The following is a 9,588-nucleotide window of genomic DNA, read 5'->3' on the forward strand; positions in this document are numbered from 1 at the left end:
GGGCCACGGGGCCGCGCCGCTTACAGGTGGAAGCGCAGCCGGGTGCCGGGGCGCGCCTGCGCCGCCCGCGCCACGTCGGCGGCCACCACCACGGCGATGACCGGGTAGCCCCCGGTCACCGGATGGTCGGTGAGGAACAGCACCGGTTCGCCCTCCGGCGGGATCTGGAGCGACCCGGGCACCATGCCCTCGCTGGGCAGTTCGCCGTGCTCGCGGCGCGCCAGGGCGGGGCCCGCCAGGCGCGCGCCGACGCGGTCGCTGCGCGGGGTCACCTCGTAGGCCGACCCCAGCAGCACCGCCACGGCGTCGTCGGTGAACCAGTCGGCGCGCGGCCCCAGCACCACCCGCAGGTCCATCTCGGCGGCGCCCACGGGCGGGTGGGCGGCCCAGTCGGCCGCCGGGAAGGCGCGCGGGGCCGGGCCCACGGGCAGCACCGTGCCGGGCCGGGGCGCGGGCGGTCCCAGGCCGGCCAGGGTGTCGGTGCTGCGCGAGCCCAGCACGGGCGCGACGTCGATGCCGCCGCGCACCGCCACGTAGCTGCGCAGCCCGGTGGCGGGTGTGCCCAGGTCCAGTTCGGCGCCGTCGGGCAGGTGCAGCACGGTGTCGGTGGCCGCGCCCCGGCCGTCGATGGCGACCGGGCAGGGCGCCCCGGTCACCGCGACGGTGACCGCCCCCCGCGCGCGCAGCCGCAGCCCGCCCAGGACGACCTCCAGCGCGGCGGCGCCGACCGGGTTGGCGACCAGCCGGTTGGCCAGCGCGTAGGAGGCGGCGTCGGCCGCCCCCGAGCGGCCGATGCCAAGGTGGGCGTGCCCGTAGCGGCCCGCGTCCTGCACGGTGGTGCCCATTCCGGTGCGCAGCACCTCGACCGCCGCCATCGGCGCCTTCTCCTCCTGGAGTGTGGTGGGTCCCGCCGGCGCGGCCAGGGTGCTCACGGCGCCTCCCGGAACCGCACCCGCACCCCGGGCCGCAGCAGCGCGGGCGGGTCGCGGTCGGTGTCCCACACGACGAGGTCGGTGCGGCCCAGGAGCTGCCAGCCGCCCGGCGAGCTGCGCGGGTAGACCCCGGTGAACTCCCCCGCCAGCGCCACCGCACCCGTCGGGACGCGGGTGCGGGCCTCCGAGCGGCGCGGCAGGTGGAACCGGGGGTCGTCGCTGACCATGTAGCCGAACCCGGGTGCGAAGCCGCAGAAGGCGACGGTCCAGGTGGCGGCGGTGTGGGCGGCGACCACCTCGCGCTGGGACATGCCCAGGTGGGCGGCGATGTCGGCGAGGTCGGCGCCGTCGTAGTGGACGGGCACCTCCAGTTCGCCGGCGTCGGCGCGGCGGCCGGGCCGGGGCCGCAGGCCGCGCACCGCCCGCGCCACGGCCGCCGGGTCGGTGCGCCCGGGTTCGACCCGCAGCAGCACGGTGCGGGCGGCCGGGACGATGTCGGTGACACCGTCCGGCCGCCGCTCCTCCAGCGCCGCCTGGAGGGCCAGCGCCTCGTCGAGGCCCCCGACCTCGACGAGCACCCCCCAGTCCGCGCAGTTCAGCACGCGCAACGCACCGTCCCCCTTCGCATCCGCGACAACCGCCTTCCACCGCCCCCGCACGTTGGCGCCGCCGCTAGGCGGCGGCGCCGGTGAACGGCGTGATGCGCACCCCCGCCTCGCGCAGCCGGTCGGCGACCGCCTGGGCGATGCGCACCGCGCCGGGGCTGTCGCCGTGCACGCACAGCGAGTCGGCCTCGATGCGGATCGGGGTGCCGTCGACCGCCTCCACGGGCTCCCCGCGCACCATGCGCAGGCACCGCTCGGCGATCTGGTCGGGGTCGTGCAGGACCGCGCCGGGCTCGCGCCGCGACACCAACGTCCCCTCGGGGGTGTAGGCGCGGTCGGCGAACGCCTCGCGCACCGTGCGCAGCCCCGCCTCCTCGGCGCGGCGCAGCCACACCGAGCCCGGCAGGCCCAGCACCGGCAGCGCGGCGTCGTAGCGCGCCACGGCCTCGGCCACGGCCGCCGCCTGGTCCTCGTGGTGCACGATGGCGTTGTAGAGCGCGCCGTGCGGCTTGACGTAGCGCACCCGCTGCCCGGCCACGCGCGCCATGGCCTCCAGCGCGCCCAACTGGTAGAGGACGTCGTTGGTCAGCTCGCGCGGCGGGACGTCGATGAACCGGCGCCCGAACCCCGCGAGGTCGCGGTAGCCCACCTGCGCGCCGATGGCCACGCCGCGCTCGGCGGCGCGCTCGCAGGTCTCGCGCAGCACGGTCGGGTCGCCGGCGTGGAACCCGCAGGCGACGTTGGCGCTGGTGACGATCTCCAGCAGCGCGGCGTCGTCGCCGAGTTCCCAGCGGCCGAAGCTCTCGCCGAGGTCGGAGTTGAGGTCGATGCGCACCTGGCGGTCTCTCCTCTCAGTTGCCCCATACAGGCTCATACCAGGCGGACGGTGCGGGGTAACCCGCACCGTCCGCCGCCTATCGCGCCGGCGGCGCGCCGGTCGGCACCGGGTCGGCGCCCGGCCGGCGGCGGCTCACCGCCGGGTCACCGCCGGCTCACTGCCACAGGGCGGCGATTCCGCCCAGGGAGTTGACGGCGATGTAGACGGTCAGCAGCCACGCCAGCACGCCGACCACCAGCAGCCACTTGGGGTAGCGGTAGCCGTTCAGCAGGTCGCGGCGGCGGGCGGCGACCCAGAGCATGATCCCCATGCCCACCGGCAGGATCAGGCCGTTGAGCGCGCCGGCCATGATGAGCAGGGTCTGCGGCGCCTGGCCCAGGGTCAGGAACAGCACCAGGCAGACGGCGATGAACCCGGCGACCAGCCAGTTGCGGTTGCGGCTCGTCCAGGGCGTGAAGGTCGCCACGAAGGACACCGAGGTGTAGGAGGCGCCGATGACCGAGCTGATGGCGGCCGCCCACATGATCACGCCGAACAGCCGCCGGCCCAGGTCGCCCGCCGCGTGGGCGAACGCCTCGGCGGGGGCGTTGGGCGAGTCCAGGATCGCCGCGCCGCCGGTCACCACGCCCAGCACCGCCAGGAACAGCAGCACCCGCATGAGGCCGGTGACCAGCACCCCGATGATCGAGGAGCGGCTGACGGCGTCGACGTTGTCGACCCCGGTCTGGCCGCTGTCGATGAGGCGGTGCGCGCCGGCGTAGGTGATGTAGCCGCCGACCGTGCCGCCGATGATGGTGACCGTGGCCAGGAACAGGTCGCCGTCGAGCCGGTCGGGCATCACCGACTGGCGCAGCGCCTCGCCCACGGGCGGGTCGGAGACCAGGGCGACGTAGAGGGTCAGCCCGATCATGACCACGCCCAGCACCACGAGGATGCGGTCCAGGGCCGCCCCGGCGCCGCGCATGACGAACACGGCGATGGCGATGAGCGCCGACACCGTGGCGCCCACGCGCAGGTCCACGCCGGCGAGGGCGTCCAGGCCCAGCGCGGTGCCGGCGATGTTGCCGACGTTGAACACGGCGCCGCCGAAGACCACGAGCGCGGCCAGCACGTAGCCGGCGCCCGGCAGGACCTTGTTGGCCAGGTCCTGGGCGCGCATGCCGGCCACGCCGATGACCCGCCAGATGTTCAACTGGACCGCGACGTCCACGAAGATCGACACGAGGATCGCGAAGGCGAAGGTGGCGCCCAGCCGCGCGGTGAAGTCGGTGGTCTGGGTGATGAACCCGGGGCCGATGGCGCTGGTGGCCATCAGGAACATCGCGCCGAGCAGACCGCTGCTGATGACGACGCGGCGGGTCCGGGAGGGCCGCCGCGTGGCCTCGGGGGTTTCGCTCATGCAAAGCCTCCAGGGGATGGATGTGCCAAGCGGTGAGTCGGCCACGGCGAGGTGAGACGGCCACCACTTTGATTGTTGAACAATACTTCAATACTCCAATGGTGGCCATGGGCGCGCCGGTTAACTCCGTGTTACCGCGCTCGGCCCGATCCCCGTGCGTCGCTGCGCCGCGATCCGCGACAATGAAGTGGTAGGACCCCCCGCACGATGAGGAGCGCGCGCGTGACCGCCACCGGCGACTGGATCGACAACCTCCCCGACGTCGGAGGGGAGCTGGAACGGTCCAGTACCGCCGAGCGCGTGGCCGACCTGCTGCGCGGCCACATCATCGACGGCGTCCTCGCCCCGGGCGCGCGGCTGTCCGAGGAGCGCATCGGCAAGAAGTTCCGCGTCTCCCGCAACACCCTGCGCGAGGCGTTCCGGCTGCTGGGCCACGAGCGCCTGCTGGTCCACGAGTTCAACCGGGGCGTGTTCGTCGCCAAGCCCGACGCCGCCGACGTGGTGGACCTCTTCCGGGTGCGCCGCACCGTGGAACTGGGCGCGGTGCGCGCCGGCGGGGACGCCCCGCCCGAGGCGGTCGCCGCCATCGGCGCGGCCGTGGAGCAGGGCGAGCGCGCCCGCGAGCGCGGCGACTGGGAGGGCATCGGCACCGCCAACATGGCGTTCCACCGGGCGGTCGGCGGCCTGGTGGGCAGCCCGCGCATCGACGAGATGATGCGCCAGATCCTGGCCGAGCTGCGGCTGGTCTTCCACGTGATGGCGGCCCCGCGCGAGTTCTACGAGCCCTACCTCGACCGCAACCGCGCCATCTACGAGCTGATGGCGGCCGGGGCGTTCGACACCGCCGCCGAGGAGCTGGCGGGCTACTTCGACATCGCCGAGCGCCAACTCCTCGACGCCTTCACGGGGCTCGCGCGGCGCGACTGAGCCGCTGTGCCGCTGTGCCGCTGAGCCGATGTACTCGCGCACGCGGCGCGACCGTTCGCCCCCCGGCGGCCCCTCCGCGCGGCGCGTCCGCCCGCTCTGGGGCCGCCACCCGCCCGATGGCCGCCTGGGTACGATGACCGCCGGAAAGGGGTGATGCGCGTGGCCGCCTTCGCCGAGCCCGACGCCCAGTACCGGATCCCGCTCAGCAGGACCCGGGTGCTGCGGGCGGCGGTCCGGCTCGCCGACGACCACGGGGTGGCGGCGCTGACCATGCGCCGCCTCGCCGAGGAGCTGGGCGCCGAGGCCATGTCGCTCTACCACCACGTCGCCAACAAGGGCGACGTCCTCGACGGCATCCTGGACGTGGTGGCCACCGAGATCTATGAGACCGTCGAGACCCTGGACACCCCCGCCGCCGGCGCCGCCTGGAAGCAGGCCGTGCGGCGGCGCATCCTGACCGCACGCGAGGTGCTGCTGCGCCACCCCTGGGCGCCCGCCCTGTTCCAGAGCCGCACGGCCACCAGCCCGGCGGTGGTCCGCTACTACGACGGCCTGCTGGGGCTCATGCGCCAGGGCGGGTTCTCCTACGACCTGGGCCACCACGCGCTGCACGCCCTGGGCAGCCGGGCGCTGGGCTTCGCCCAGGAGCTGTTCGACCCGGCCGGCGGCGACGCCTCCGGCGCCGAGGTGCCCCCCGAGATGGCCGAGCAACTGCCCCACCTCACCGCGATGGTCGCCGAGATCGCCCACGACGACCCCGACTCCACGCTGGGCTGGTGCGACGACCAGGCGGAGTTCGAGTTCGGTCTCGACATCATCCTCGACGGCCTGGACCGCCTGCGCGACCGGTGACGGGGCACCGGCGGCGGTGGAGGACCGCCGTCCGCCGCCCTGACGCCTCCCCGGCCACCCGCCCCGGGCACCGCTGACCGCGCGCCCGAACCACCCGCTCCACCCGCCGCCTTCGCCCTGTCGGCACCCCGGCCGGCCGCCCCGCCGACCGGCGGCAGCCCGGCCACGCCCGTGCCTCCTTACTTCTCCCCTTGACCGTCTTACGGCGTACGACTAGCTTACTGCGTAAGACAAGCTTACGTCGTAAGATCGACCTACGGCGTACAACCCAGTCGCGCACCGCGCGGCGGACAGGAACCCCCCATGAAGGCGTTCGTCCTTCGCTCGTTCGGCCCGCCCGAATCCCTCGACTTCACCGACGTCGACGTCCCGGTCCCCGGGGAGGGCGAGGTCCTCGTCCGCGTCCACGCCACGTCCGTCAACCCCTACGACTGGCACCTCATGCGCGGCGAGCCGCGCGTCGCCCGGCTGATGGGCACCGTGGGGCTGCGCCGCCCGGCGGTTCAGGTGCTCGGCGCCGACATCGCCGGGCGCGTCGAGGCGCTCGGGCCCGGCGCCACCGGCGTGGCCGTGGGCGACGAGGTCTACGCGCTCGTCCGGGGCGGCGGCTTCGCCGAGTACGCGTGCGTCCGCACCGACGAACTCGCCCCCAAGCCGGCCAACCTCACCTTCGAGCAGGCCGCGGCGGTGCCCCTGGCGGCCTGCACCGCGCTGGCCGCCCTGGACGACGGCGCGGCGCTGCGGCCCGGCATGCGCGTCTGCGTCAACGGCGCCTCGGGCGGCGTGGGCACGTTCGCCGTCCAGCTCGCCGCCGCCTACGGGGGCCGGGTCACCGGCGTCTGCGGCCCGCACAACGCCGACCTCGTGCGCTCCCTGGGCGCCGAGGAGGTCATCGACTACACTTGCGCCGACTTCACCCGCGGCGCCGCCCGCTTCGACCTGCTGGTGGACATCGCCGGCAGCCGATCGGGCTGGACCTGCCGCCGGGCGCTGACCCCCAAGGGCACGCTGGTGGCCGTGGGCGGGCCGGCCGGGCGGTGGGTGCAGCCCGCCGGGCACGTGCTGGGGGTGGCCGCGCTCAACCCGTTCGTGCCCCAGCGCATGCTCAGCGCCGACGTCTTCACGCCGGCGCGCACGCCCCGGCGGCTGCGCGAACTGGCGGACCTGCTCACCCGGGGCCGGTTGACCCCGGTCATCGACCGCACCTACCCCTTCGCCGAGATCCCCGCCGCGGTCGCCTACCAGGAGGCGGGCCACTCCCCCGGCAAGGTCGTGGTCACCGGCTGAGGACCCGCACCCGCCGCGCCGCACGCACATCCGCGAGCCGCGCGCACCCCGCCGCCCACCCGCACGCACATCACCACGCACAGGAAAAGGGGCCGGCGCGGACGGTTGCCCGTCCGCGCCGGCCCCCCACGTGGGTGCGGGCCGCGCCGGCCCTCAGTTCTTGGTCTGGGGCGCCTTGGGCCGGGGGCTGCCGCGGCCGGGGCCGTTCTTGCGCCGCTGGGGGCGGGTGGACCGCAGGATGCGCCGTGCCTGCGCCGGCATCGCGGAGGCGGCGGCGAAGCCGGGGATGACGTGGGCGGGCTCGGTCTTGGGGTAGGCGCTGGGGACCGCCAGGCGCTCGGGCAGGCCGGTGTCGCCGAGGGGGCCGGCCCCGGAGGAGTCGGGGTCGTGGTCGGCGGAGGGGTCCGCGGCGGCCTCGGAGTCGTCGGACCCGGCGCCCTGGGCCTGGCCGCGCCGCGCGCGCCAGGCGCGGTAGCGCGCGGCCACCGGCGTGACGATGGGCCACTCCACGGGAGCGGGCTGGGCCAGCGCCGCCCACAGGTAGGCCTTGGTGCCCCAGCCCTCCATGGCGCGGCGGGCGCGGGTGATGGTGAAGAAGGTGGGCGAGGCCAGCACGAGCTGCGGCCAGGCCAGCACGAGCGCGGCGAGGAGGGGGAACATGCCGCCGCCGGCGATGGAGGAGCCCGCGCCCACGACCACGGGGGTCAGCGCCAGGGCGATCCGCAGCGCGGTGATCTGGCGGAAGCGGTGCAGCGAGCGGCGCACCGACGCCTCGGCCGAGAGCCCTTCGGGCAGGGGGGTGGGCTGCACCATGACGGCCAGCAGCAGCGAGGCCACGGCCACCGAGCCGGAGAGGAGGATGGTCACGCCCGGCGCCGAGAACTGTCCGCCCACCAGGAGCGCGACCACGGCGAGGATCGGGATGGGCGCCGGAAGGAAGAAGAGGACCTGGCGCCAAAGCTGCCCGGATTCCGTCGGCCGTCTCACAGCCGCCGACAACCTGGAGTACAGCGTTCTGACCCGACCGATGACCACTGCCCAACACCCCCCAATACTCGTGCTCCACCATGCGTGCGAGTGGGAGTCCCCTCGGCGCTCGCGCGGGTGCGCGCCCCCGGCGCGCACGGCCGGGGAGCCGTGCCGCGCGGACACGGAAACCGTGACCTACCACCCGCCGAATAAGGTATCCGCTTTTCGGTGGCCCCGTGCCCGCTTGTGCGGACTTCCCGCAGGTGTGGACGCGGGAGGCGGGCCGCGGGTTCACACTCTTCAACTGCCTTTGGCCCAAGGTTCGGTCACCGGCACACCGGCGGCCGCCGGGCGGCGGCCGCGGCCGGAGGGAGAGGTCCCGCCGCATGGACGATCCTCCCCTTTGTCCCCCCTGAACCCGGCCTCAATCCCCGGCGCGCCCACTGATCGCGGCGGGCCGACCGCGCGCCTCCGCGTCCCTTCGCGCGCCCTGGCGTCCCCCTACGTCGCCCGCTCCGAGAGCCGCCCCAGGGTCACCGCGACGCGCAGCACGAAGGAGCCCCGGCCGTCGGCGGGGGCGTGCCCGGTCAGCTCGGTGATGCGGTTGAGGCGGTAGCGCACCGTGTTGGGGTGCACGAACAGCATCCGCGCCGTGGCCTCCAGCGACGAGGCGTGCTCCAGGTAGACCGACAGGGTGTCCAGCAGCGGCGAGCCAGCGTTGCGCAGCGGCAGGTAGACCTCCTCGACCAGTTGGCGGCGGGCCGCGGTGTCGCCCTCCAGCGCCCGCTCGGGCAGCAGGTCCTCGGCGCGCACCGGGCGGGGCGCGTCGGGCCAGGCGATGGCGGCGCGCAGGCCGTTGACCGCCGCGCGCACCGAGTGCCCGGCCACCCGCAGGTCGCCCACCGCCGGACCCAGCACGATCGGCCCCGGCCCGAACAGCCCGGCCAGCGGCTCGGCCGCCTGCAACGGGGCGGAGTCGCCGCTCAGCTTCTCGCTGATGCCGATGACCGCGATCACCCGCTCGCCCTGCACCCCCGCCAGGACGTCGTGGCCGGCCCGCCGCGCCGCCGCGCGCAGGTCCTCCAGCGTGCTGTCGGGGTCCTCCCCCAGCCCGCCGGCCAGCGCCAGCACGGGCGTGCGCGACCACCCCAGCGCCGAGCCCCAGGTCTCCAGCCCCTCCTCGCGGTCGCCGTGCAGCAGGGCGTCGACCACCAGGGCCTCCAGCCGCTCGTCCCAGGCGCCGCGCGCCTCGGCGGCCCGCGCGTAGATCTTGGCGGAGCTGAAGGCGACCTCGCGGGTGTAGCGCAGCACCGCCTCCCGCAACTGCTGCTCGCCGCCGGGCGCGGCCAGGTCCTCGACCTGGTTCTCCACGACGTCGATGACCACGCGGATCATGTCGACGGTCTGCTGGAGGGTGACCGAGCGGGTCAGCTCGCGCGGCGCGGTGCCGAACACCTCCACGGTGATGGCGGGCCGCCCGCGCGCGGGGTTCTTGAACCAGTCCACGAACGCCGCCACGCCCGACTGCGCCACCAGCCCCACCCAGGAGCGGTCCTCGGCCGACATCCGGCGGAACCAGGACAGCCGCCGCTCCATGCGCGCCACCGCGGCGGTGCCCAGGGTGCCCATGGCGCCCTCCAGGCGGCGCACGGTGGCGGCGCGCACGGCGTCGTCGCCGTGCGGCTCGGGCGGCATCTGCTCTGCGGATTCCGTGGTCACGCTCCTAGGGTGGCACCACCCGGCGCGCGCGGGCGCCGCGCGGACCCCGGGCGGGCGGTC

The 9,588-nt window shown here is 75.4% G+C and carries 9 protein-coding genes; 3 read left to right on the forward strand and 6 right to left on the reverse strand.

What is annotated here, in order from left to right; genetic code table 11:
• Window positions 1-20: 20 nt before the first annotated feature.
• From LG943_RS19355 to LG943_RS19370, 4 genes are all read right to left on the reverse strand, one after another.
• Entirely contained in the window at window positions 21-875 is an 855-nt protein-coding gene (locus LG943_RS19355; protein WP_270073739.1) for a 5-oxoprolinase subunit C family protein, read from the reverse strand.
• A gap of 53 nt (window positions 876-928) precedes the next feature.
• Window positions 929-1,540: a 5-oxoprolinase subunit B family protein gene (locus LG943_RS19360; protein WP_270073731.1), complete on the reverse strand. Its 612-nt coding sequence runs from the start codon at window positions 1,538-1,540 to the stop codon at window positions 929-931.
• Window positions 1,541-1,604: 64 nt separating this feature from the next.
• On the reverse strand, window positions 1,605-2,372 hold the full coding sequence (locus tag LG943_RS19365) for a LamB/YcsF family protein (protein WP_270073732.1): 768 nt from the start codon (window positions 2,370-2,372) through the stop codon (window positions 1,605-1,607).
• Window positions 2,373-2,529: 157 nt separating this feature from the next.
• Window positions 2,530-3,774: an NRAMP family divalent metal transporter gene (locus LG943_RS19370; protein ID WP_270073733.1), complete on the reverse strand. Its 1,245-nt coding sequence runs from the start codon at window positions 3,772-3,774 to the stop codon at window positions 2,530-2,532.
• Window positions 3,775-3,996: 222 nt separating this feature from the next.
• Between LG943_RS19370 and LG943_RS19375 the strand changes: the two genes are divergently transcribed.
• The 3 genes from LG943_RS19375 (at window position 3,997) to LG943_RS19385 (ending at window position 6,840) form a co-directional block, all read left to right on the forward strand.
• On the forward strand, window positions 3,997-4,701 hold the full coding sequence (locus tag LG943_RS19375; protein ID WP_270073734.1) for a GntR family transcriptional regulator: 705 nt from the start codon (window positions 3,997-3,999) through the stop codon (window positions 4,699-4,701).
• A gap of 153 nt (window positions 4,702-4,854) precedes the next feature.
• Window positions 4,855-5,553: a TetR/AcrR family transcriptional regulator gene (locus tag LG943_RS19380; RefSeq protein ID WP_270073735.1), complete on the forward strand. Its 699-nt coding sequence runs from the start codon at window positions 4,855-4,857 to the stop codon at window positions 5,551-5,553.
• A gap of 303 nt (window positions 5,554-5,856) precedes the next feature.
• Window positions 5,857-6,840: an NAD(P)-dependent alcohol dehydrogenase gene (locus LG943_RS19385; RefSeq protein ID WP_270073736.1), complete on the forward strand. Its 984-nt coding sequence runs from the start codon at window positions 5,857-5,859 to the stop codon at window positions 6,838-6,840.
• Window positions 6,841-6,993: 153 nt separating this feature from the next.
• Here the strand turns inward: LG943_RS19385 and LG943_RS19390 are convergent, their stop codons facing one another.
• On the reverse strand, window positions 6,994-7,827 hold the full coding sequence (locus tag LG943_RS19390) for a hypothetical protein (RefSeq protein WP_408648616.1): 834 nt from the start codon (window positions 7,825-7,827) through the stop codon (window positions 6,994-6,996).
• Window positions 7,828-8,310: 483 nt separating this feature from the next.
• Window positions 8,311-9,504 carry a PucR family transcriptional regulator gene (locus LG943_RS19395; protein WP_270073740.1) on the reverse strand — a complete coding sequence of 398 codons (1,194 nt, stop codon included), beginning with the start codon at window positions 9,502-9,504 and terminating at the stop codon, window positions 8,311-8,313.
• Between the last annotated feature and the right edge of the window lie 84 nt (window positions 9,505-9,588).

This window comes from Streptomonospora mangrovi, assembly GCF_027604915.1.
Taxonomy (GTDB): Bacteria; Actinomycetota; Actinomycetes; order Streptosporangiales; family Streptosporangiaceae; genus Streptomonospora; species Streptomonospora mangrovi.

Bases quoted from the DNA above. Each gene is read 5' to 3' on its own strand.
- LG943_RS19385 (WP_270073736.1), top strand. From the start codon at position 5,857: ATGAAGGCGTTCGTCCTTCGCTCGTTCGGCCCGCCCGAATCCCTCGAC.
- LG943_RS19380 (WP_270073735.1), top strand. From the start codon at position 4,855: ATGCGCGTGGCCGCCTTCGCCGAGCCCGACGCCCAGTACCGGATCCCG.
- LG943_RS19370 (WP_270073733.1), bottom strand. From the start codon at position 3,774: ATGAGCGAAACCCCCGAGGCCACGCGGCGGCCCTCCCGGACCCGCCGC.
- LG943_RS19355 (WP_270073739.1), bottom strand. From the start codon at position 875: ATGGCGGCGGTCGAGGTGCTGCGCACCGGAATGGGCACCACCGTGCAG.
- LG943_RS19395 (WP_270073740.1), bottom strand. From the start codon at position 9,504: ATGCCGCCCGAGCCGCACGGCGACGACGCCGTGCGCGCCGCCACCGTG.